Annotated in this window: 18 protein-coding genes; all 18 read left to right on the forward strand. The window is 50.5% G+C overall.

Annotated elements, in window-relative coordinates; all coding sequences use genetic code 11:
* Positions 1-167 precede the first annotated feature (167 nt).
* The 18 genes from GW590_RS14250 (at position 168) to GW590_RS14335 (ending at position 22,624) form a co-directional block, all read left to right on the forward strand.
* A complete protein-coding gene (locus GW590_RS14250) occupies positions 168-995 on the forward strand; it encodes an SDR family oxidoreductase (RefSeq protein ID WP_169403711.1) in 828 nt (275 codons plus the stop codon).
* A gap of 1,408 nt (positions 996-2,403) precedes the next feature.
* The gene (flhD, locus tag GW590_RS14255) at positions 2,404-2,748 is read left to right on the forward strand and encodes a flagellar transcriptional regulator FlhD (RefSeq protein WP_169403712.1); all 345 of its coding nucleotides are present in this window, start codon (positions 2,404-2,406) and stop codon (positions 2,746-2,748) included.
* Positions 2,749-2,750: 2 nt separating this feature from the next.
* Entirely contained in the window at positions 2,751-3,332 is a 582-nt protein-coding gene (flhC, locus tag GW590_RS14260; protein ID WP_169403713.1) for a flagellar transcriptional regulator FlhC, read from the forward strand.
* Positions 3,333-3,489: 157 nt separating this feature from the next.
* A complete protein-coding gene (motA, locus tag GW590_RS14265; protein WP_169403714.1) occupies positions 3,490-4,371 on the forward strand; it encodes a flagellar motor stator protein MotA in 882 nt (293 codons plus the stop codon).
* A complete protein-coding gene (gene motB / locus GW590_RS14270) occupies positions 4,368-5,516 on the forward strand; it encodes a flagellar motor protein MotB (RefSeq protein WP_169403715.1) in 1,149 nt (382 codons plus the stop codon). Before motA ends, motB begins: the two co-directional genes overlap by 4 nt.
* Positions 5,517-5,526: 10 nt before the next feature.
* Positions 5,527-7,587, forward strand: a complete 2,061-nt coding sequence (gene cheA / locus GW590_RS14275) for a chemotaxis protein CheA (protein WP_211186789.1) — start codon at positions 5,527-5,529, stop codon at positions 7,585-7,587.
* A 40-nt stretch (positions 7,588-7,627) separates the two neighbouring features.
* Positions 7,628-8,125, forward strand: coding sequence for a chemotaxis protein CheW (gene cheW, locus GW590_RS14280; RefSeq protein WP_169403717.1), 498 nt, complete (start codon positions 7,628-7,630; stop codon positions 8,123-8,125).
* A gap of 231 nt (positions 8,126-8,356) precedes the next feature.
* A complete protein-coding gene (locus GW590_RS14285) occupies positions 8,357-10,039 on the forward strand; it encodes a methyl-accepting chemotaxis protein (protein WP_169403718.1) in 1,683 nt (560 codons plus the stop codon).
* Positions 10,040-10,144: 105 nt separating this feature from the next.
* Positions 10,145-11,824, forward strand: coding sequence for a methyl-accepting chemotaxis protein (locus GW590_RS14290; protein WP_169403719.1), 1,680 nt, complete (start codon positions 10,145-10,147; stop codon positions 11,822-11,824).
* A gap of 196 nt (positions 11,825-12,020) precedes the next feature.
* On the forward strand, positions 12,021-12,887 hold the full coding sequence (gene cheR / locus GW590_RS14295) for a protein-glutamate O-methyltransferase CheR (protein WP_169403720.1): 867 nt from the start codon (positions 12,021-12,023) through the stop codon (positions 12,885-12,887).
* The gene (locus tag GW590_RS14300) at positions 12,887-13,936 is read left to right on the forward strand and encodes a protein-glutamate methylesterase/protein-glutamine glutaminase (RefSeq protein WP_169403721.1); all 1,050 of its coding nucleotides are present in this window, start codon (positions 12,887-12,889) and stop codon (positions 13,934-13,936) included. Before cheR ends, GW590_RS14300 begins: the two co-directional genes overlap by 1 nt.
* A gap of 62 nt (positions 13,937-13,998) precedes the next feature.
* The gene (gene cheY, locus GW590_RS14305; RefSeq protein WP_169403722.1) at positions 13,999-14,388 is read left to right on the forward strand and encodes a chemotaxis response regulator CheY; all 390 of its coding nucleotides are present in this window, start codon (positions 13,999-14,001) and stop codon (positions 14,386-14,388) included.
* Between the two features lie 8 nt (positions 14,389-14,396).
* Positions 14,397-15,041, forward strand: a complete 645-nt coding sequence (cheZ, locus tag GW590_RS14310; protein ID WP_169403723.1) for a protein phosphatase CheZ — start codon at positions 14,397-14,399, stop codon at positions 15,039-15,041.
* Positions 15,042-15,252: 211 nt separating this feature from the next.
* Positions 15,253-16,404, forward strand: coding sequence for a flagellar biosynthesis protein FlhB (flhB, locus tag GW590_RS14315; protein ID WP_169403724.1), 1,152 nt, complete (start codon positions 15,253-15,255; stop codon positions 16,402-16,404).
* Complete coding sequence (gene flhA / locus GW590_RS14320; RefSeq protein ID WP_169403725.1) at positions 16,397-18,478, forward strand: flagellar biosynthesis protein FlhA; 2,082 nt, start codon at positions 16,397-16,399, stop codon at positions 18,476-18,478. The genes flhB and flhA overlap by 8 nt, the downstream gene beginning before the upstream one ends.
* A 4-nt stretch (positions 18,479-18,482) precedes the next feature.
* On the forward strand, positions 18,483-18,908 hold the full coding sequence (locus tag GW590_RS14325) for a flagellar protein FlhE (RefSeq protein ID WP_169403726.1): 426 nt from the start codon (positions 18,483-18,485) through the stop codon (positions 18,906-18,908).
* Between the two features lie 194 nt (positions 18,909-19,102).
* The gene (locus GW590_RS14330) at positions 19,103-21,700 is read left to right on the forward strand and encodes a dermonecrotic toxin domain-containing protein (RefSeq protein ID WP_169403727.1); all 2,598 of its coding nucleotides are present in this window, start codon (positions 19,103-19,105) and stop codon (positions 21,698-21,700) included.
* 144 nt (positions 21,701-21,844) lie between these two features.
* Positions 21,845-22,624, forward strand: a complete 780-nt coding sequence (locus GW590_RS14335) for an ABC transporter ATP-binding protein (RefSeq protein WP_169403728.1) — start codon at positions 21,845-21,847, stop codon at positions 22,622-22,624.
* The last annotated feature ends 22 nt before the right edge of the window (positions 22,625-22,646 follow it).

Raw genomic sequence — 22,646 nt, forward strand, 5'->3', positions numbered from 1 at the left:
GAAATTTTAATATATTCATCGATGAGATGATCTTCTTGAATGAATTGTATAGAAGACCGACCAGCTTTACCCCCTGACGCAACCTATTATGGCGTTGTTTCGCGAAGACAGCAGGGGTAGCCTGCTAGAATGAAAACGGATAATTAAAGTAAGAAGGGGAGAGCAGTATGAAAAAGGTATCGATTATTGGTTTAGGCTGGCTGGGAATGCCGCTGGCCATGGCGCTTAATGCCAAAGGGTACAAAGTGGTCGGCAGTAAAACCACCCTCGATGGCGTTGAAGCAGCAAGAATGAGCGGTATTGAATGCTACCCACTTAATTTTACCCCTGAGATGGTGTGCCAGGCTGAAGATCTGGAGACATTGCTTAACGTTGATGTGCTGATTATCACCTTGCCCGCCAGAAGGACGGTCGAAGGCAGTGAAATCTATTTCCAGGCGGTGCAGCAGTTGGCCGATAGCGCATTGGCACATAATATCCCGCGGATTATTTTTATCAGTTCCACATCTATCTACGGCGAAGGTGAGGGCACGGTTCGTGAAAACTCGCCACTGGAACCAGTGACAGTCAGCGGCAAAGTGCTTAAAGAGCTGGAGAGCTGGTTCCATAAGTTGCCGCATACTTCGGTCGATGTATTGCGTCTGGCGGGGCTGGTGGGCGTAGATCGCCATCCCGGACGTTTTCTGGCGGGAAAAACTGAGGTCAAAGGTGCCAGCCACGGTGTCAATCTGGTGCATCGTGACGATGTGGTCGCGGCCATTAGCCTGTTACTGAGTTTGCCACGGGGTGGTCATACTTATAATCTTTGCGCCCCCGGGCATCCGCAGAAACAGCACTTTTACCCGCTATTGGCCAGGCAGCTGAATTTGCCTGAGCCGCAGTTTGCTGTTGAGCCACAGGTTGCAACCGGCAAACTGGTGGATGGCAGCCGGATTGTCAAAGAGTTGGGGTTTGAATACTTATATCCGGACCCATTACGTATGCCCCTTAGCTAGGCTGCTGGCCAGAGCGTTCAGCCGCAGTATCAGGTTGGGGACGTTTTAGACTGCGCCACGAGCACGAAAAACGCCGTCATTTGCTTGCTGACGGCGTTTTTTTTAGCCAACTTCCGGAAATACAAACAAAAAGGCCAATTCTGCGTGTAGAGCGGGTAAATAAAAAGGCGATAGAACCCTGATATTATCTGCCAGGAATGCAATTATCTCTCATTTCAATAATGAATTGTTTATTTATTACTCACCGTTTTTAACTTATTTTTCCCTGCTCACTATTTTATACATTCGGTCCTTACGACTCTTCTTTCTTATATTTGTCACTAAAGATTCATCTTATAACCATGAAAGATCAATAATTATAATTGCCAATTAGTTAAAGTGGGTTGTCAAAAATATAAAAAAAGGTGGTTTATGCTGCTTTTTATCTGATTATCAGCTCAACACGCTTAAAATTTTCGATTGTGACTGTTCTCAAATTTTTTAGCTGCCAACCCTAAAGTTTTCCCCAGTTTCGCCGATAGTTACCCAAGCAACTTCTGGTCCATCCTTTCAACAGTAATGTTTATGTTTCCTGTCAGCCGACTGGAGGCATTGTTTCATCCTCACATTTAGTAACACCTCTTGTCTTTTCCACCATTCAAAACTGCTAGACATAACCTAAAACCTACTTTAACCGCCTTGTAGGTTTCTCACTCCTAAGTCAAATTCGTTTTCCTTAACTCAATCCTTACAGTTGTTTCTCATTTTTTCTTATGCTTTTTATTCTTGATAAATCAGATTTTTATACTAGCAATTATGCTTTTAAACGATCTTTTATACGGAAATCGTTGATAAGTCGAGCTTTGTTGAAAATGTTCTAAAATAGGCATGAATTTGGGTTTCGCAATGGCTTTTTAAGACGGATTTTTACTTTTGCTTAAATTTTGTGCGTGTTTTTAAGGAAATTTACGCTTTCTGTGCTTAAATAAATTTTATTTTTGTGACTTGCATCACATTTCGCTTAAAATGCAGTACGGGTCAGATTGTATGTATGAATGGTTAAGGGGTAGAGTTGCTTCGTCCTAAGATTAATCCTAATAATGTATGTGAAAGCGTTTCATAGAGTGGAGCGTGAAGTAAGCAACGGACCCTGCCTGCACCGCACAATTGATTAATTCTTAAATTTAGTTAGCAGTGAAATTGTTCTACTTTTGGTAGTTTACATCAGGAACAAATTTGTATTGGTGTTGAATAGAACTCTGCATCGAGCAGCGAGACTGACCGAGCAAGATTATATTTCTCATCCAGTGAACCAATTGTTTTGATAGTCATAAAATATCCTGATTATTTTGGTTTTGAGACCTATAACAAGGAATTTTTCTATCAACCAGCTATGCAACACATAGCTGTCGGTATGGGGTAATGAAGAATGTCTGAATTGCTTAAACATATTTATGATATCAACTTGTCATATTTACTGCTGGCACAACGTTTAATTAATGACGATAAAGCCTCTGCCATGTTTCGGTTGGGGATTGATGACGTCATGGTTGATACGCTCGGCCAGTTGACGCTGCCACAGATGGTCAAACTAGCTGAAACCAATCAGCTCTTGTGTCAGTTTCGTTTTGACGACCATAAGACCATTGAGCGTCTTACTCAGGAATCTCGTGTTGATGACCTGCAACAGATCCACACCGGTATCCTGTTATCCAGTCATCTGCTGAAAGGGCTTTCAGCAAAAGGCGTTAGCGCACCGAAGAAAAGGGCCTGACTATGGCTGAAAAAAGTATTGTTCAGGAAGCGAGAGATATTCAGTTGGCAATGGAGCTGATTACACTCGGCGCGCGTTTGCAAATGCTGGAGTGTGAAACGCAACTGAGTCGCGGTCGTCTGATCAAGCTATACAAGGAGTTGCGTGGCAGTCCGCCACCTAAAGGGATGCTTCCCTTCTCCACAGACTGGTTTATGACCTGGGAACAGAACATTCACTCGTCGATGTTTTTTAATGCCTACTCCTTTTTAATGAAAACAGGCCATTGCAACGGTGTAGAGGCGGTTATCAAGGCTTACCGTCTCTATCTTGAGCAATGCCCTGAAGAACCCGGTCAACCGCCAATCCTGGCCTTGACTCGAGCATGGACATTAGTTCGCTTTGTTGACAGTGGTATGTTGCAACTTTCGTCTTGTAACTGCTGTGATGGCTCATTTATTACTCACGCCCATCAACCACGTCACGGATTTGTTTGTAGTCTTTGCCAGCCGCCATCGCGAGCGGTAAAAAAACGTAAACTTTCCCCGCAAGTTGCCGATATTACATCTCAAGAGCTGGACGAACAGGTCAAGCTTGCGGTCTGAGATGATGTTGGCGGTAAAACTGATATCCTGAGTGGTGGTCACACCACTCACTATCCTTCCAGCATCCATAGGTTTCCCGGTTGATTAACCTGGGTTTTCACCTAATCACTCCGCATGTCTTCCTGGCCCTACAACCACATCGAATTAAGGAATTAACGTGTTAGTACTAATTGGCTATATCGTGGTCACAGGGGCGGTAATCGGCGGCTACTTGATGGTTGGTGGCGAAATGGGCGCGTTGTATCAACCGGCCGAACTGCTGACTATCGCTGGTGCAGGTATCGGTGCCTTTATCGTCGGTAACAACGGTAAAGCGATTAAATCAACGCTGCGCGCGCTGCCGACATTGTTTCGCGGGTCTCGCTACAACAAAGCGTTGTATATGGATTTGATGGCGCTGCTTTATCGCTTACTGGCGAAGTCGCGTCAACAGGGCATGCTGTCTTTGGAAAATGATATCGATAATCCAAAGGAAAGCGATATTTTTGCTAATTATCCGCGCATTGTTGCCGATAAACAGATAGTAGAGTTTATTACCGACTATTTGCGGTTGATGGTGAGCGGAAATATGAATGCCTTTGAAATCGAAGCCCTGATGGACGAAGAGATCGAAACCTTCGAAAGTGAAAGCGAAGTACCGGCCGGCAGCGTGCAATTGCTGGGCGATTCACTTCCTGCTTTCGGGATTGTTTCGGCTGTTATGGGGATCGTTCATACGCTCGGTGCCGCAGACCGTCCAGCAGCCGAATTGGGCTCCTTGATTGCCCATGCCATGGTCGGTACTTTTCTCGGGATATTGCTGGCATACGGCTTTGTCTCACCGCTGGCCGCCGTGTTGCGTCAGAAATGTGCCGAAAATACCAAAATGATGCAGTGCATCAAAGTGACATTGTTATCTAGCTTGAATGGCTATGCACCACAGATTGCCGTCGAGTTTGGCCGTAAAACGCTTTATACCAGTGAACGTCCGACCTTTGTGGAATTGGAAGAGCATGTTCGCCAGGCTAAATCATCGAACAAGCAAGAAGAAAAAGTATGAAGCACCAAAGCCACCCGATTATTGTCGTACGCAAAAAGAAGCATGGTCATGGCGGACATCACGGTGGTTCATGGAAAATCGCTTATGCCGACTTTATGACAGCGATGATGGCTTTCTTTCTGGTGATGTGGCTGATTGCGATATCCAACCCTAAACAGTTGGTCCAGATAGCCGAGTATTTTCGTACCCCGCTGGCCGTGGCCATCAACCCTGGCAAGCATACCAGCGATGCAACCAACCCAATCCCGGGGGGAGGAGCAGATCCCACCATGAAGGAGGGGGAAATACATAAAGCCATTGCTGCAGAGGGCGAAGTAAAAGAATCCCGTGAATTGCAGCGGCTTAAGGATCAGTTGGAACAGATGTTGGCCTCCGACCCGCGTTTACGGGCATTGCGTCCACACCTGATGATTAACCTGACGGAACAGGGGTTACGGATCCAGATTATCGACAGCAAGAATCGCCCGATGTTTCAGCTCGGCAGCGCCAACGTTGAGCCTTATATGCGCGATATTTTACGCGCCATAGCGCCGATTCTTGATGCGTTTCCCAATAAAATCAGCCTGGCGGGCCATACCGATGATATGCCCTATGCCACGGGTGAACGAGGTTACAGCAACTGGGAGTTGTCAACCGACCGTGCCAACGCATCGCGGCGGGAAATGACCAGCGGTGGACTTAGTGATGGCAAAGTGATCCGCGTGATGGGCATGGGCTCGACCATGATGCTCAAAGACCATCCGACAGATGATGCAATCAACCGTCGTATCAGTATTTTGGTGTTGAACAAGAGTGCACAAGAAGCAATTGAACGTGAAAACAGTGAAGGCGAATCGCTCATTATCAATGACGCTGGCGAGCTGAAAAAGATGGCACCAACCGGAAGCAGCAATACAAACAGTACTACCAATGATACCGGCAAGACTGCTGCTCCGGTGAAGGGATCGACAGATTTACCCTCAGGATCGGTTGTGCAAAACCGGTTACCACCACAACAAGCAACGAATGAGCCAGTGAAACCGGCTACGCCCGTCGCTGCTAAACCGGCAGCTCCAGGCGCAGACAAAGCAACAACGGCACCCGCCGGCGCTGCGGTAACGGTCACACCGACCTCATCGACAAGCCGCGATTCACAGCAGAGGTGATCACGTGAGCATGGACATTAGTGATTTTTATCAAACGTTTTTCGATGAAGCCGATGAGCTGTTGGCGGACATGGAACAGCATCTGTTGTTACTTGATCCTCTGGCGCCAGACATTGAACAGCTAAACGCGATATTTCGCGCTGCGCATTCAATTAAAGGCGGTGCTGCGACTTTTGGTTTTACGGTTTTACAAGAAACCACCCACTTGCTGGAAAACCTTCTGGATGGTGCACGACGCGCGGAAATGAGCCTCAGCACTGATATTATCAACCTGTTTTTGGAAACCAAAGATATTATGCAGGAGCAACTGGACGCCTATAAATCTTCTCAGGTTCCCGATGCGGAAAGCTTTCAGTATATCTGCGCTGCCCTGAGACAACTTGCCCTTGAAGCCCAGCAAGAGAAGGATGCGGCGTCAGCGCCGGATCTTCATGTTGTGGCTACAAGCGCGGCAAGTGCAACTAACACCCCAGCCAAGGCACCTGCCAGTGGCTCACCTTCGATCCGCATCCGTTTATCAGGCCTGAAGACGGCCGATATTCCCTTGATGCTCGAAGAATTGGGCAATCTTGGTGAGGTGACCGATCCCGTACAGACGGACAGCAGCGTTGAAGTTACGCTGTTAACCACGGTATCGGAAGACGATATCAGTGCCGTACTGTGCTTTGTGCTCGAACCTGACCAAATCAGTTTTACTCGTCCAGGGGCTGCGGCCGCTGCCGAGAGTGAAACTGTCCCCACTGAAACTGTAGTGGCAGCTGCTGCGCCAGTCGAGGCTGTTGCGGCCGCCCCGGCACCTGAAGTGGCAGCGCGCCCGGCACCGGTCTTGACCGCCGTGCCAGCCAGCGAACCACCGAAAGCGCGTGGCGCCAAGGCGGCGGAGTCTACCAGTATCCGCGTTGCGGTAGAAAAAGTGGACCAATTGATCAACCTGGTCGGTGAACTGGTGATCACTCAGTCCATGCTGGCCCAGCGCTCCGATCAACTGGATCCGGTAGCCCACAGCGATTTGCTCAACAGCATGGGTCAGTTGGAACGTAATGCCCGCGACTTGCAGGAATCGGTAATGTCCATCCGTATGATGCCGATGGAGTATGTATTTAGCCGCTTCCCGCGTCTGGTACGTGACCTGGCCAGCAAGTTGAACAAGCAGATCGAATTGACCCTGCTTGGCAGCTCAACCGAACTCGACAAGAGCCTGATTGAGCGCATTATTGACCCGTTGACACACCTGGTGCGCAACAGTCTCGATCACGGCGTGGAATTGCCTGAGGTACGTATCGCCAATGGCAAGGATCCGGTCGGTAACCTGACGCTGTCTGCGGAACATCAGGGCGGTAATATCTGTATCGAAGTAATTGATGATGGTGCGGGGCTTAATCGCGAGCGCATTATCGCCAAGGCGATTTCCCAGGGCATGAACGTCAACGAAAATATTTCCGACGAAGACGTCGGCATGTTGATCTTTGCGCCGGGCTTCTCCACTGCCGAAAAAGTGACCGATGTTTCGGGTCGCGGTGTCGGTATGGATGTGGTGAAACGTAATATCCAGGAAATGGGTGGCCATGTCGAAATCCACTTCCAGGCGGGTAAAGGCACGACTATTCGAATTTTGCTGCCGTTAACGCTGGCAATCCTCGATGGCATGTCGGTTAAAGTGGGTAAAGAGGTGTTTATCCTGCCGCTTAACGCGGTGATGGAATCTCTACAGCCTCTGTCTGAAGATCTGCATCCGCTGGCTGGCGGAGAACGCGTTCTCCAGGTGCGGGGTGAATACCTGCCGCTGGTAGAGCTCTTCCAAGTCTTTGATGTGACTGAGGCGAAAACCGAAGCCACGCAAGGTATTGTAGTGATATTGCAGAGTGCAGGACGCCGCTACGCACTCTTGGTCGATCAGCTTATTGGTCAGCACCAGGTAGTGGTGAAAAATCTGGAAAGCAATTACCGCAAAGTGCCGGGGATTTCTGCCGCAACAATTTTAGGTGACGGTAGCGTTGCGCTGATTGTTGATGTTTCAGCACTGCAGGCACTCAACCGGGATAAACGGGCAGTGGACGCTACTGCCGCTTAACAACGAAAATCTTAAGCCGATTGATTGAAAGGTGAACAATATGGCAGGACTTGCATCCGTGTCTAAAATGGCAGGTGAAACAGTGGGTCAGGAATTTCTGATTTTTACACTGGGTGATGAAGAGTACGGCATTGATATCCTCAAGGTGCAGGAAATTCGCGGTTACGATCAGGTAACGCGTATTGCCAACACCCCGGCGTTTATCAAAGGCGTAACCAATCTTCGCGGTGTCATAGTCCCGATCCTCGACTTGCGGGTGAAATTTGCCCAGGAAGATGTGATCTATAACGAAAACACCGTGGTGATCGTGCTTAACTTTGAAAACCGCGTAGTGGGTATTGTGGTTGATGGCGTGTCAGACGTGTTGTCACTGATCCAGGATCAAATTCGTCCTGCACCAGAGTTCGCCGTCACCCTGTCTACCGAGTATCTCACCGGGCTGGGTTCTTTGGGGGATCGTATGCTGATCCTGGTCGACATTGAGAAGTTGCTAAGCAGCGAAGAAATGGCGCTGATGGAAAGCATCACCAAGATGTAATCTGCATTATCCGCAACGGCAGTGTGATAAAAGGCTACGGGCAACCCCGCAGCCTTTTTTATTGTCTGTTGATCCCGTTTTTGCACTGCCTGTTTCATCGCGCCACGGTTGATCAGCCATGGCTTGCCATCCCCCGGCCGCTACGGCCAAACCGCGGATATTTCACTTATAAAGTTATTCATCGCTCTGCCGATAACTCTTCTAGATGAATCAAATAGAAAAAGGGACAACATGTTTAACCGTATGAAAGTGGTCACCGGTGTCGTGACCTTGCTCGTTGTATTCGGTGTATTACAGTTGCTATCCGGTGGGCTGTTCTTTAACTCGCTGAAAAATGACAAAGACAACTTTGCCAGTGCGCAAATTATTCGACACCAACAATCAGAACTCAATCAAACCTGGGCCTTGTTGCTTCAGGCGCGCAATGATCTTAACCGTGCCGGTATCCGTTTTATGCTGGATGCCAATCAGATGGGCAGCGGGGCGACGGTAGAAGAACTCCGTGGCACAGCGCGCACTGAACTTGATGCCGCGGCAAAACACTTCGCGCTATATCAACAAGAACCTGTGGTTGTCGGACAGGATGCCAAGAATCTGGCGGACTTGAAGAAAACTTACGATGTGCTGTTCGGTGCCTTAAACGAGCTGCATGAACTGATTGGCCTGGGCCGTATCAATGATTTTTATGAACAGCCGACTCAGAGCTATCAGAACGACTTCCAGAAAGTGTATGACACCATCAATACCGAGAGCGACAGCATCAATGGTCAGGCGGTTGCGCGCAATCTCACGGCTTATCAACAGGCCCTGATGACCCTGGGGATCCTTATTGCCCTGGTCATGGTGTTTATCGCTATTGCCTGGATTGGCGTGCGCAAAGTGCTGGTTCGTCCGCTGGAAGGGCTGGTGCTGCATATCAAACAGATCGCTACCGGTGACCTGACACAAGAAATAATTGTCACCAGCCGTAATGAAATTGGCCAATTGGCCGATAGTCTGAAAGAGATGCAAAGCGAATTGATACAAACCGTCTCTGGAGTTCGCCACGGTGCTGAAGTGATCCACAGCGGGGCCAGCGAAATTTCTGCCGGTAACAGTGACTTATCCTCGCGTACCGAGCAACAGGCTTCCGCGTTGGAACAAACGGCAGCAAGCATGGAGCAACTGACGGCCACGGTGAAACAAAACGCCGAAAATGCCCGTCAGGCCAGCAAACTGGCATTGAGTGCCTCAGAAACGGCACAGAAGGGCGGCAAAGTGGTGGCGAACGTGGTGAATACCATGAACGAAATCGCCAGCAGCTCGAAGAAAATTACTGATATTACCGGGGTGATCGACGGTATTGCCTTCCAGACCAATATTCTGGCCCTCAACGCCGCCGTTGAAGCAGCGCGTGCCGGTGAGCAAGGCCGAGGTTTTGCGGTAGTTGCCGGCGAAGTACGCAGTCTGGCACAGCGCAGTGCCCAGGCAGCCAAAGAGATTAAGAGCCTGATTGAAGACTCGGTAAGCAGGATCCATACCGGGGCAGTGCTGGTAGAAAGTGCCGGCGAAACCATGACAGATATGGTCGGTGCAGTGACTCGCGTTACCGACATCATGGGGGAGATTACCTCGGCATCTGATGAACAAAGCCGCGGTATTGAACAGGTAGCACAGGCGATCACCGAAATGGACCGTGTGACCCAGCAGAACGCCTCGTTGGTTGAGGAGTCCGCTTCCGCCTCTGCGGCTCTGGAAGAGCAGGCAAGCTTATTGACGCAGTCAGTCGCTGTGTTTTCACTATCAAATAATAATAACAGCCAGCAAAGAAGACTCTTGTCCACGGTTCAAGCGCCTTTACTGACTCCAGCTATCTCCGGACCGAAAGGAGAAGCCGCAGGAAGTAGCTTGACTGAAAATTGGGAAACCTTCTGAGCTGGATAAATAGCAACGCTCTCCCAGGGGAACGTTTTTCACCAGCAAACGCCGCTCACCCGGTGTGATAGTGCGCCGGTTTAGCCGGCGCCAAGAGGTTTATCAATGTTTAAGAATATCCGCGTTTCGACCTGTTTGTTTCTGTTGATGCTGGTGTTTTTTGTTATGCAATTGGCGAGCAGTGGACTGTCGCTTTTCTCATCAAACAGGGATTATCAGAGTCTGACGTTAGTCACTAACGCCAGTGAACAACGCGGAAATTTGAGTAAAAGCTGGATCGCTTTGATTCAGACGCGTAATGCGCTTAACCGGGCTTCAACCCGGCTGGCCCTGAATCAGCCAGATGAAAATATCGCACCGTTGCTGCAAGAAGCCGGAAAAAGTCTGACTTTGGCCCATAGCTACTATAAAGCCTTTCTCGATTTGCCGCGCAGAAGTCAGGCGGGGATTGAGTTGACGCAAGCTAACAAAGTGTTGTTCGACAAGCTCGATGCCACGTTGGCCAACCTGATTGATGTGCTGGGTCATCGTGATTTGACCACTTTTCTGAATGGCAGCGCGCAGCAGGATCAGGATGCATTTGAACAAAGTTATCTGGCGTTTATTGCCCATATTGACAGTCAGTTCAACGACGCCAGGCAGCAAACCGAGATGGCCTACCAGCAGGCGGTGATGATAGCCATAGTGGCGATTGTAATATTAGTGCTGATCACGCCGATTGCTATTACCATCATCCGGCGGATACTGTTTAAGCCATTGAATATCATGCGTGAACATTTCGACCGTATTGGTGCCGGGGATATTTCAGGCGAAATTGTTGCCGAGGGCCGTTACGAAATCAAAATGATGCTGGCCAGCCTGCAACAGATGCAGCATTCGCTGGCAACGACAGTACGTACGGTGCGTCAGGGGGCAGATGTGATGTTCAACGGCTTAAAAGAGATTTCTGCCGGTAACCACGATCTTTCCGCGCGCACTGAGCAGCAGGCCTCTTCTTTGGAAGAAACCGCTGCCAGCATGGAGCAGTTGACCGCCACGGTGAAACAGAATGCCGAGAACGCCAGTCAGGCCACCCAGCTGGCAAAAGATGCCTCCAACACCGCCAGTAAAGGCGGCGAGATCACCGGTAACGTGGTGCAGACCATGCAGGATATTGCCGGTAGCTCCAAAAAAATCAGTGCCATCACCAGTGTGATTGATGGTATCGCCTTCCAGACCAATATTCTGGCGCTCAATGCGGCAGTCGAGGCGGCAAGGGCCGGTGAACAAGGCCGCGGGTTTGCCGTGGTCGCCGGTGAAGTACGTACCCTGGCGCAGCGCAGCGCCCAGGCAGCCAAAGAAATTAAAGAACTGATTGACGAGTCTGTCAGTCGAGTTACGCAAGGGACGGTATTAGTGACCTCTGCGGGAAGTACCATGGATGACATTGTCCGTGCGGTAACACGAGTCAGCGACATTATGGGGGAAATTGCCTCGGCGTCAGCTGAACAAAGTCAGGGTATCGAACAGGTATCGCTGGCAGTGACGCAAATGGATCAGGTAACGCAGCAAAATGCCGCATTGGTTCAGCAAGCGGCCGCCGCGACCCTGTCTCTGGAAGAACAGTCATTGCGGTTAACGGAAGCTGTTGCGGTATTTCAACTGGCAGCAGAACCCTCTTCACCGCGACGGAGCGGGCAGTACCAGGCCAGGGCAGCGGCGGGTGCGGTCGCTTTCACTCCAAGACAAACGGCATTGGCTGCAGGTGACCGCAGTGAATCGTCAGGTGGCTGGGAAACCTTTTAATCGGCAGATGAAATGGAAATTGCAGACAGGTGTTGGCACCGATAAAGGGGACAACAACCTGATTTACAGGGCAGTGGGCCAATCACAAAATGCTCAGACGATCCGGCACGCAAAGACCTCTGACGCAGATGTGACATAAAAGGAATAAGCAATTGGATAAACATAATACTGTCTGTCTGTTTACAGGAGCCTCAAAATGACGACTCCAAACTCGAGTCTTGAAAGTACCTCGATCATGGCTCAGATGATCCAGCGTTTGCCGCTCTCCGATACGCATTTTCGGCGTCTCAGTGAGCTGATTTATCAGCGCGCCGGTATTGTCCTTGCCGACCATAAACGTGAGATGGTGTATAACCGTTTGGTTCGCCGATTAAGATTGCTTAATATTCATGATTTTGGCCATTACATCGCACTGTTGGAGAACGATACCAGCAGCGCAGAGTGGCAGGCCTTTATCAATGCGTTGACCACCAATCTGACGGCATTTTTTCGTGAAGCTCACCACTTTCCGATTTTGGCTGAGCACGCGCGCTCGCGGCCTAATGGTTATAGCGTGTGGAGTACGGCAGCTTCGACCGGTGAAGAGCCTTATTCCATCGCCATGACGCTCAGTGAAACGCTGGGACCCAAGATGTCGTCGTGCAAGATCACTGCCAGCGATATTGATACTCAGGTGCTTGAGAAAGCCACCGCCGGTGTTTATCGCCAGGAAGAGCTGCGTACCTTGAGTGCCCAGCAGATGCAGAAGTTCTTTCTGAAAGGGACCGGCCCTCATGGCGGTCTGGTGCGTGTCAGACCAGAGCTGGCGGCGATGGTGCAGTTTCAGCAGCTAAATTTACTGGCACATCAATGGCAGCTTAATGGACCCTTTGATGCCATCTTTTGCCGTAATGTGATGATTTATTTTGATAAAGAAACCCAGGAAAAGATCCTGCGCCGTTTTGTTCCGTTGCTTAAACCAGGTGGATTAATGTTTGCTGGACATTCAGAGAACTTTAGTCAAATCAGCCGGGAATTCTATTTGCGCGGCCAGACAGTATATGGATTGGCTAAGGAGAAGTAATGAGCAAAATCAGAGTGTTAAGCGTCGATGACTCGGCGTTGATGCGTCAGTTGATGACCGAAATCATTAACAGCCATAGCGATATGGAAATGGTCGCTACTGCACCAGACCCTTTGGTTGCCCGTGATTTGATTAAGAAATTTAATCCGGAAGTTCTGACCTTGGATGTTGAAATGCCACGCATGGATGGTCTCGATTTTCTTGAGAAGTTGATGAGACTGCGGCCTATGCCGGTGGTGATGGTGTCATCACTTACCGGTAAGGGCTCGGAAATTACGCTGCGGGCGTTGGAGTTGGGAGCAATAGATTTTGTTACCAAGCCACAGTTGGGTATCCGCGAGGGGATGCTGGCGTATAGCGAGTTGATCGCCGATAAAATCCGGACCGCCTCCAAGGCGCGGTTAAATAAACCTCTGGATCAGTCGCAGCCGCGGATCTTAAGTCACGCACCTTTGCTCAGTAGTGAAAAACTGATTGCCATAGGTTCGTCGACCGGCGGTACGGAAGCCATCCGTCATGTGTTGCAGCCATTACCGCCAACCTGCCCGGCGCTAATGATCACTCAGCATATGCCGCCGGGTTTTACCCGTTCTTTTGCTGAACGGCTGAACAAACTTTGTCAGATCACCGTGAAAGAAGCGGAAGACGGTGAACGTGTGTTACCGGGCCATGCCTATATTGCGCCAGGTGACAGACATATGGAGCTGGTGCGCAGCGGCGCAAACTATCAGGTCAAGTTAAACGATGGACCGCCGGTGAACCGCCACCGTCCTTCGGTTGACGTGTTATTCCGTTCAGTTGCGAAGTTCGCTGGACGCAATGCCGTCGGGGTGATCCTGACGGGAATGGGCAATGACGGCGCTGCCGGCATGCTGGAGATGCACCAGGCCGGGGCTTATACCCTGGCACAAAATGAAGCCAGCTGTGTGGTGTTTGGTATGCCTCGCGAGGCAATTGCCACCGGCGGAGTGAATGAAGTGGTGGATCTCAGCCAAATCAGCCAGCGTATGCTGGCACAAATATCAGCCGGACAGGCTTTACGTATTTAATTTATCAGTAACTTGATTCCCTGCACTGGGCAAGAACAAGAACCTTAGGAGTAATAGTAAAAATGGCCGATACAAATCTCAGATTCCTGGTAGTGGATGATTTTTCTACTATGCGCCGCATCGTGAGAAACCTGCTTAAAGAGTTGGGCTTCAATAACGTGGAAGAAGCGGAAGATGGCGTCGATGCCATGAACAAACTGCGTGCTGGTGGGTTTGACTTCGTGGTCTCCGACTGGAACATGCCTAATATGGACGGTCTGCAGCTGCTGCAAACTATCCGTGCCGATGCAGCATTGAGCAAACTGCCGGTGCTGATGGTTACCGCCGAAGCAAAAAAAGAAAACATCGTGGCCGCCGCGCAAGCTGGTGCCAGCGGTTACGTAGTAAAACCTTTTACTGCGGCAACCCTTGAAGAAAAACTGGGTAAAATATTCGAAAAACTGGGCATGTAGGAGCGAATATGGCAGAGATACGTATGCCCGCAAATGATGCGGCAGCAGCGGGCGAAATCATCGCCCGAATTGGTCAACTTACCCGTATGCTGCGTGACAGCATGCGCGAACTTGGCCTCGATCAGGCGATTGCACAAGCCGCGGAGGCCATTCCGGACGCGCGTGACCGTCTGGATTATGTCGTCACCATGACGGCCCAGGCCGCTGAACGTGCGCTTAACTGTGTAGAAGCAGCGCAGCCCCGTCAGAATAAGCTGGAATCTGGTGCTAAAAAACTGAGCAAACGCTGGGATGAGTGGTTTGCCAATCCTATCGAGTTGGCTGATGCCCGTGAACTGGTGACGGATACGCGCCAGTACCTGGGTGACGTCCCGGATCATACCTCCTTTACCAACGCCCAGTTGTTGGAAATCATGATGGCGCAGGATTTCCAGGATCTGACCGGTCAGGTGATCAAACGTATGATGACCGTGGTACAGGAAATTGAAAATCAGCTGCTGATGGTGCTGATGGAAAATATTCCTGAACAGCCTGTGAAAGTGAAACGCGAGAATGAAAGCCTGCTTAACGGTCCACAACTCGACACCAACGGTGTTGGCGTGGTGGCCAGTCAGGCACAGGTCGACGATCTGCTGGACAGCCTGGGCTTCTAAACGGTACTGCTTTATTGATGTGGTACTGTTATCCCGGCGTCAATCGCCAAGAAATACCTTTCTAATGCGGCTATTGCACAAATAGCCGCGTCTTTTCCCTTCTTTTCCTCCTATGAGACTTCCGGGTTTTTGTCATGCTATACCTGTGGTACTTGCCTCTGTTTTGATGGCGCTTGCCGATCGACATTTATAGCGAACAGGAATACTGCCGGTGGCTGAAGAAAGCGATCTCGAAAAAAGCGAGGCCCCCACAACCCACAAGCTTGAAAAAGCCCGTGAAGAGGGGCAAATTCCCCGTTCGCGTGAATTGACCTCAATTTTAATGTTGCTGGCGGGTCTGTGCCTGCTGTGGATGTCCGGCGAATCGATCGCGCGCAAGCTGGGTGTGATGATCAGTCAGGGGCTGAATTTTGACCACAATGTGGTCAGTAACGACCAGCAGATGTTGCAGCAGATAGCCTCATTACTCGGCCAGGCGATTTGGGCCATGTTGCCGATGATCGGCGGTATGATCCTGGTGGCGTTAACGGCACCGCTGCTGCTGGGGGGGCTCAACTTTAGCACCCAGTCTTTTGCCCCCAACTTTGGTCGTATGAACCCGATTGCCGGCTTAGGACGCATGTTCTCTATGCAGGTGTTGGCCGAGTTGCTTAAAGCCGTATTGAAAGCGGTGATTGTCGGTTGGGTATGTGGCCTTTATTTGTGGCATAAGTGGCCGCAAATGCTGTTGCTGATTGCGCAACCGACTATTCCGGCCGTTGCTGAAGCGCTGAACATGATCGCTTTTTCCGGTATTTTAGTGGTACTCGGTCTGGTGCCGATGGTGGGTTTCGATGTGTTCTGGCAGATCTTTAGCAACACCAAAAAACTGCGCATGAGCAAACAGGATGTACGCGACGAGCATAAAAGCCAGGAAGGGGATCCGCAGGTTAAGGCCCGTATCCGCCAACGGCAACGCGCGATGGCCAAACGGCGCATGATGTCCGATGTTCCCAAAGCCGATGTTATCGTCACCAACCCGACCCATTACGCCGTCGCCCTGCAATATAGCGAAAGCAAAATGAGTGCGCCAAAGGTACTGGCCAAAGGGGCGGGCAATGTGGCGCTGCATATCCGCAAACTGGGCGAAGAAAACCGAATTCCAATGCTCGAGGCTCCGCCATTGGCCCGTGCGCTTTATCGACATAGTGAAATTGGTCAGCAGATCCCAGCCGCGCTCTATGCAGCGGTAGCGGAAGTGCTGGCGTGGGTATATCAACTCAAGCGCTGGAAGCGCGAGGGTGGCATACTCCCTAAAAAACCTGAACGTTTACCGGTGCCTGAAGCACTGGACTTTGCTGGAGAAATTGAAAACGATGGCTAACCTGGCCCAACTGCTGCGTTTACCCAATAATTTTAAAGATACACAGTGGCAGGTGCTGGCCGGGCCTATCCTGATCCTGATGATATTGTCGATGATGGTATTGCCATTGCCGCCTTTTGTTCTCGATCTTTTGTTTACCTTTAATATCGCCTTGTCAATCATGGTGTTGCTGGTGGCAATGTTCACCCAGCGAACCCTCGATTTTGCGGCGTTCCCCACCATCTTGCTGTTTTCTACCTTGCTGCGTCTGTCGCTCAACGTAGCTTCTACCCGTATTATCCTGTTGCAGGGTCATACCGGCGAAAGCGCTGCCGGTCAGGTTATTGAGGCTTTTGGCCACTTCCTGGTGGGCGGTAACTTTGCCATCGGTATTGTGGTCTTCGTCATCCTGGTACTGATCAACTTTATGGTTATCACCAAGGGTGCCGGGCGTATCGCCGAAGTTGGTGCGCGCTTTGTGCTTGACGGTATGCCCGGCAAACAGATGGCTATCGATGCCGACCTTAATGCCGGACTGATTGGCGAAGATGAAGCCAAAAAGCGCCGTTCCGAAGTGACGCAAGAAGCGGATTTTTACGGCTCAATGGACGGTGCCAGCAAGTTCGTGCGCGGTGATGCCGTCGCCGGTTTGATGATTATGATCATCAACGTAGTGGGTGGCTTGATCGTCGGTGTGGCACAGCATGGCATGGCGTTGGGCCATGCGGCAGAAAGCTATACGCTGTTGACCATTGGTGATGGCCTGGTCGCGCAGATCCCGGCGCTGGTTATCTCTACCGCGGCGGGTGTTATCGTCACCCGCGTAGCGACCGAACAGGATGTGGGCGAACAGATGGTTACCCAACTGTTCAAAAACCCGCGAGTCATGATGCTCAGTGCCGGTGTTCTCGGGATGTTGGGTCTGGTACCCGGTATGCCTAATCTGGTGTTCCTGCTGTTTACTTCCGCATTGCTGGGGCTGGCCTGGTGGATCCGTGGCAAAGAGCAACGTGCCGGTGCCGTGCCCGCCGCAGCGCCGCAGACCCATGAAACCAAACAGCTGGTAGAAGCCAGTTGGTCCGACGTTCAGCTTGAAGACCCATTAGGAATGGAAGTGGGTTACCGCTTGATCCCATTGGTGGATTATCAGCAAAACGGCGAGCTGATTGGTCGTATTCGCAGTATCCGTAAAAAGTTTGCCCAGGAAATGGGCTATTTGCCACCGGTGATCCATATTCGTGACAATCTCGAACTGCCGCCAGCCGGCTATCGTATCATGATGAAAGGAGTCGAAATCGGTAGCGGTGAAGCCCATCCCGGCCGCTGGATGGCAATCAATCCGGGTAACGCCATTGGTGAATTGCCTGGCGAGAAAACTCAGGATCCGGCATTTGGACTGGCTGCGGTATGGATTGAACCGGCAATGCGTGAGCAGGCGCAAATCCAGGGCTTTACCGTGGTGGAAGCCAGTACCGTGGTGGCCACACATCTTAATCACCTGATTGGCCTGCATGCCCAGGATCTGTTTGGCCGTCAGGAAACGCAGGAACTGCTCAACAGAGTCAGTAAAGAGTTGCCGAAGCTGACTGAAGACTTTGTGCCGGGTGTTGTCACCTTGACCACCTTGCATAAGGTGTTGCAGAACCTGCTGGCTGAACGTGTTTCAATTCGCGATATGCGCACCATTATTGAAACGCTGGCCGAGCACGCCGCCAGCCAGACCGATCCGACTGAATTAACCACCGTGGTGCGTGTGGCGCTGGGTCGTGCCATTACCCAGCAGTGGTTCCCGGGCAGCGCCGAGGTTCAGGTTATTGGGCTGGATACTGCTCTCGAGCGACTGTTGCTGCAAGCCTTGCAGGGCGGCGGTGGACTGGAACCTGGTCTGGCAGAACGCTTGCTGACTCAGGCGCAGGCCGCACTGGCCCAGCAGGAGATGCAGAATGCACCGCCGGTATTGCTGGTTAACCATGCGCTGCGGGCTCTGCTTTCTCGCTTCCTGCGTCGTTCATTGCCGCAGATTGTGGTGATGTCGAATCTGGAAATGAGCGACAACCGCCAGATCCGCATGACGGCGACCATTGGTGGAGAATAAACCAATGCGTTCTGTGCAACTTGCTTTGCTAACCACAGTCATGTTGTGTGCGCTTCCCTGCCTGGCGGTTAGCGGCAGTTGGTCAGATAGCCAGATGGGGGTCACTTTGCAAAATCGCGGGGTGATCGCCACCTCGTCAGCACTTAATTCACCGGCCCATGCGCCGGTCAATCTGACCAGCAGCACCACTATCACCACACTATCGTGGAGCTATAAGCTGATGTCGCCACCTCCAGAAGGATTGCAGGTCAAGCTTTGCACGGCCAGCAATCATTGCGTGAACATTGATGGTGCCAACGGACAGACGCGATCTTTTTATGGGCAATCTGCCCAGACCTCATTTCGCTTTATGTTCTATATCGCCGGTAAAGGGGTAGTCTATCCGCCACTGCGAGTACTGAGTAATCAGGTGTTGGTAAACTATCAATAAAGCAGCCAACTGCCGGTGGGTATAACCCTGCTGGCAGCGTATGACATTTTTTGCCGTGTTTTTTCGATCCCCTCCTTCTGGCTTTACAAAATTCCCAAGTTAAATGAAACCGGCACCCGCCTGTTGCCACATAGCAGTATGTGGGAAGAATTTTCCTCTGCATTATGTGCCTGATTTGACTAATGGAGAGTACGATGTCATCAATATTACCGCCTGTTATCCCCTCCAGTTTGCCACTTGCTTTTGTTGACCCGCAATCCGCGCCCGTCACTGCCACGGCCACCGGCGAAAGCAAAGTCCAGCCTGATTTCAAAAGTTTTGATAGCCTTGCCCAAAATGAAACCACGCTGTTTGTTAACAAGCTTAAGAGCGTGGCGCAGCAATCCCCCCAACTTAGGGAACTGGCCAAAGCGTCTTTGCAGGAACAGATAAAAAATATCACCGGTCAGGATGTCGATACCGATAAATTATGGCTGCATACTTTTCAGGGCGGGCAAAGTTCCACTACCAGTTTTACCGGCTGGGAGCATATCAACCAGCCGCCCAGTTCTTCAGTCACTCTGACCGAGCTGGTGTTGAAAAATTTTAGTGCCCAGGCACAACGACTCTTACCCGGTGGACTGAACGCCTTGGCCGGTATCTATCGTCAAGGCCCCGGGGCTGACTATTATGGCGTGCGTAATGAATTCCCATTAACCCCTGAGCAGTTAAGAACCCTTATTTGGGATATGGACTTTCAGAAAACTATAAAAGATAAACTGGAAGACTTTTGGGGACAATATTCATTAGATATACGGGCGTTAGCCAAAGCACAATTTGTACTGGCAGCTCGGCAGGCGAGAATTTCAGGTAACTTATCAGAAGAAGATTATCACAGTGTGATGACCGGTGCAGCGCCTGGCATCTCCAAAACAGAGCCTTTAAAATTCGCCAATTTATATAGTCAGGAAAAACAGACCGCGCATATTAAAGTCATGCCTTTTAATGTCAATAGCCATGACTCCACGGATATTCTTTACTTTGAGGTCAATAAGCGCATCATTTTATATATTCCCGGTGAGCAGGGTGCTTTTTATACCTTTCAAAACAATAGTGAATTAAATAAATGGATCAACCAGCAAGCCGCCGTGCAGCAGACAAGAAGCCTGCTTGGTCGTCATTTCGCTTTGCAGGACAGACAAAACGGCATCCTGCTGGGGGTTGATGAAGTATTAAAGAAAGTCAGTGATGCGGAACTAACCACGGTAAAATATCGCAGCAAGCCTATTCGCGGCGATGTCTTTACGCAGATCATGGAAGCAATGCGGCGGCGCAGTTATCAGGATGCCGCGACACAAATCACCTCCAATAACGAAGTGTTACGTAATATCTGGTTAAATGATCTCAGGGCTTTTAACACTATAATCTCCCCCTTGTTGATGCTGGTACCTGGTGGCGCGGTAGCCCTGGCCTCATTGGGCGCTGTCGCAGAGTTGGCGCTGGATATTAATAAAGCCTTCACTGCCGATTCTTCGCAACAGCGTCGGCAAGCTTTAATGGATAGCGCTTTTTTTGTTTATAATACCGTGTTGTTTCATTCCCTTTCCTATGCCGCCAGCAACCTGGGGGAAACGTCTGCTTTATCGCAAAAAATTGCCGAGTCTTCAACTATCGCAACACCGCGCTTTCAACCGCATCCGCCGATAGAAAAGCCTTCTGTCGAACTCGTCCCGGAGACAGCAATCAACGGGCCGGAGCTAACCAAGCTGGATAGGGTAATAAATGTCGTTAAAGATAGCCGTAATAGCGCCAGTCACTATATTGAAACTTTACGTCAACAGTTAAACCACGAAGCAACGGGAACTATTGGTTACAAAGAAATAAGTGACGAAATAGCCATCGAGCAAGAGATCCTGCAGCAAATAGAATCTGCGGGCAGCGCCCTTGAGAAAGAGCGGCAAGAGCTGTTTTTAACACAAGAAGGCTATGAACAAACGTCTTTAACCGTGCCTGCCGACGTGCAGCATAAACATATCGTCTATGCCAAAAAGGCGCAAGGCAGCGATAATTTATATGAGCTTTTTTATTGGGATGAGAGCAGAAAAAGCCTGCTCCCGTGCGGCAGCGCCGTTAAATCGGCCCAGGCCGAGTGGATAAAAGTTGGTCTGGAGGGGGGAGGTAGCCTGCAGTCAAAGAATAACCGGCCACCACCGGAAGAAATTGAAATGCAAGAAATCCGCACGACAGTTAATAATCACCTTCAACAGGTGATAACCACCGACCGCCTGGAAGATAACTTGCAGGCTCGACAGCAAATGATCCCCCTCGCTGCTGAAAAAGGCGTGCCGCAAGTTAATGCCAACAAAAATGAAATGTTTGAATTAAGACTCTCAACCGCTGAACCGGGAAAGTATATCAAGAAGAATTTCCATAGCGGTGAGGAAACCGCGATCGATGGGCCATTTATGTTTGTTGTCAGGGTCGATGAGCCGAATACCCTAAGAATTGCGCCGTTCACCGGCGATATCGGCCATACCTCATTAACCAATATTGGCAAAAAGCCAACCCCGATCGCCGCTGGCAAATATAAACCTGTAGCAACCAGTAAGCCTGAGCCAATGCCGTTGGGTTATGAACCGATCGAGGTTTATTATGCCGGCGAAATGCATTTCAAAAACGGAGAGTTGCAAAGCTGGAATAATGCCAGCGGCCATTATAAACCAGCAAAAGCGTTATCTCGCGGCAATTTGACTCCCTGGGTGCAACGACTTCTGCCGCAAAGTAAATTTGTCGACTATGCCGACAGTATTTAGTCCCCAGACTGGCAGCACCCAACAAGGCAATGGTGATATCGCGTTAACACTGGCCTTATTCTTGCTTACTTGTTAGAGAGTATATTCGGCTGCACCCCACGATGGCAGCCCGAGACGATATCTTTAACATGGAGTACGTTAGCGATGGCCAGGCCCATAACCCTGTCAATGATCGATATCCGCAAGTCCTTTGGTGAACATCTGGTGCTGAAAGGCCTTTCTCTGGATGCCCGCCAGGGGGACGTAATTTCCCTTCTCGGGGCCAGTGGCTCAGGGAAAAGTACCTTTTTGCGCTGTATTAACCTGCTGGAAACCCCGGATTCTGGCACGGTAGCGGTGAGCGGTGAAACTATCCATATGACGCGACTTGCCAATGGGCAGCAACAAGCAGCCAGCCGCAGACAGGTAGAGCTGATCAGGGCAAAACTGGGGATGGTGTTTCAGGAGTTTAATCTTTGGGCTCATATGACCGCGCTGGAAAATGTGATGGAAGGGCCACGCTATGTGCAGAAGAAAAACCGGCAAGAGTGTCTGGAAAAAGCCCAGGCTCTGCTGGCGCGTGTTGGTCTATATGAGCGGCAGCATTTCTATCCGGCGCAGCTTTCCGGCGGACAAAAACAGCGGGTCGCCATTGCACGGGCGTTGGCCATGGATCCGGAGGTGATGCTTTTTGATGAACCCACCTCGGCGCTGGATCCGGAACTGGTGGCAGAAGTCTTAAAGGTTATGCGCAGCCTGGCCGAAGAGGGACGCACCATGCTGGTGGTCACCCACGAAATGGGGTTTGCCCGCCATGTCTCCAACCAGGTGGTGTTTTTACATCAAGGGAAGATTGACTGTCAGGGAACGCCGCAAGCACTGTTCGCTGACGGAGGAACGGCCCGTTTTCAGCAGTTTATTGCCAGTCATTTGCAAAGCGCTTAACCAACCAGCGCCAGGATAAGCG

Origin of the sequence: Rouxiella aceris, from assembly GCF_012933545.1 — a bacterium.
GTDB lineage: Bacteria > Pseudomonadota > Gammaproteobacteria > Enterobacterales > Enterobacteriaceae > Rouxiella > Rouxiella aceris.

Excerpts from the sequence above, each read along its gene's own strand:
- cheW (WP_169403717.1), top strand. The coding sequence starts at position 7,628 with ATGGCAGGACTTGCATCCGTGTCTAAAATGGCAGGTGAAACAGTGGGT.
- cheY (WP_169403722.1), top strand. The coding sequence starts at position 13,999 with ATGGCCGATACAAATCTCAGATTCCTGGTAGTGGATGATTTTTCTACT.
- flhD (WP_169403712.1), top strand. The coding sequence starts at position 2,404 with ATGTCTGAATTGCTTAAACATATTTATGATATCAACTTGTCATATTTA.
- GW590_RS14250 (WP_169403711.1), top strand. The coding sequence starts at position 168 with ATGAAAAAGGTATCGATTATTGGTTTAGGCTGGCTGGGAATGCCGCTG.
- GW590_RS14335 (WP_169403728.1), top strand. The coding sequence starts at position 21,845 with ATGGCCAGGCCCATAACCCTGTCAATGATCGATATCCGCAAGTCCTTT.
- flhC (WP_169403713.1), top strand. The coding sequence starts at position 2,751 with ATGGCTGAAAAAAGTATTGTTCAGGAAGCGAGAGATATTCAGTTGGCA.
- cheZ (WP_169403723.1), top strand. The coding sequence starts at position 14,397 with ATGGCAGAGATACGTATGCCCGCAAATGATGCGGCAGCAGCGGGCGAA.
- GW590_RS14325 (WP_169403726.1), top strand. The coding sequence starts at position 18,483 with ATGCGTTCTGTGCAACTTGCTTTGCTAACCACAGTCATGTTGTGTGCG.
- GW590_RS14300 (WP_169403721.1), top strand. The coding sequence starts at position 12,887 with ATGAGCAAAATCAGAGTGTTAAGCGTCGATGACTCGGCGTTGATGCGT.
- motB (WP_169403715.1), top strand. The coding sequence starts at position 4,368 with ATGAAGCACCAAAGCCACCCGATTATTGTCGTACGCAAAAAGAAGCAT.
- cheA (WP_211186789.1), top strand. The coding sequence starts at position 5,527 with ATGGACATTAGTGATTTTTATCAAACGTTTTTCGATGAAGCCGATGAG.
- GW590_RS14330 (WP_169403727.1), top strand. The coding sequence starts at position 19,103 with ATGTCATCAATATTACCGCCTGTTATCCCCTCCAGTTTGCCACTTGCT.
- flhA (WP_169403725.1), top strand. The coding sequence starts at position 16,397 with ATGGCTAACCTGGCCCAACTGCTGCGTTTACCCAATAATTTTAAAGAT.
- GW590_RS14285 (WP_169403718.1), top strand. The coding sequence starts at position 8,357 with ATGTTTAACCGTATGAAAGTGGTCACCGGTGTCGTGACCTTGCTCGTT.
- cheR (WP_169403720.1), top strand. The coding sequence starts at position 12,021 with ATGACGACTCCAAACTCGAGTCTTGAAAGTACCTCGATCATGGCTCAG.
- GW590_RS14290 (WP_169403719.1), top strand. The coding sequence starts at position 10,145 with ATGTTTAAGAATATCCGCGTTTCGACCTGTTTGTTTCTGTTGATGCTG.